Here is a 536-nt window from a genome sequence, read left to right on the forward strand (position 1 = left end):
ATTGTAAGTTAGTACTTGTTGTATAGTTAGTATTTATTAGTGCTCAGTTTTTCAGATTGCAGTTTTTCAGATTGCAGTTTTTCAGATTGCAGTTTTTCAGATTGCAGTTTTTGGGAACTGTAACACTCAATCTGTGTCACCTGTGGATAACTCTTTTTCAAGATTGCTTTTCAGGTAATCGAAATAGCTATCCGTTATTGGTACATCTGAAAAAAACCTGTGCACCTCACTACCTTTGCCTTTCCCAAGACTACGCTTAACAACTCTCATATAACCTGCTTTTTCTAAAATCTTGAAATGGCTGTCAACAGTATTCCTACTGATGTTCAACCTCCTAGCAATTTCATCAGGATATACTATCCAATCAGGTTTATTGCTTAAAATTACGACCAAAATTCCTATAGTTGCAGGTTTGAGATTGCTGTCTTGTAAAAAAGCATTATTGATAGCTGTGTAATTTTCGTGAGTGTTCCTGATAATATACTGCATACCTCATAAACTAAGCTCCTTTCCGTAGCTCATGCTTTTGCATTCCG

2 protein-coding genes are annotated in these 536 nt (G+C 35.8%); one reads left to right on the forward strand and one right to left on the reverse strand.

Translation table 11 applies throughout. The annotated features are described in order from the left end of the window. The first annotated feature begins 39 nt into the window (after positions 1-39). Positions 40-123 carry a pentapeptide repeat-containing protein gene (locus ACQRDX_RS09480; protein ID WP_142354777.1) on the forward strand — a complete coding sequence of 28 codons (84 nt, stop codon included), beginning with the start codon at positions 40-42 and terminating at the stop codon, positions 121-123. A gap of 3 nt (positions 124-126) precedes the next feature. Here the strand turns inward: ACQRDX_RS09480 and ACQRDX_RS09485 are convergent, their stop codons facing one another. Next, positions 127-489: a winged helix-turn-helix domain-containing protein gene (locus ACQRDX_RS09485; RefSeq protein WP_044673594.1), complete on the reverse strand. Its 363-nt coding sequence runs from the start codon at positions 487-489 to the stop codon at positions 127-129. Positions 490-536: the final 47 nt, after the last annotated feature.

It is taken from the genome of Streptococcus sp. SGI.013 (assembly GCF_050315295.1).
Classification (GTDB): domain Bacteria; phylum Bacillota; class Bacilli; order Lactobacillales; family Streptococcaceae; genus Streptococcus; species Streptococcus porcorum.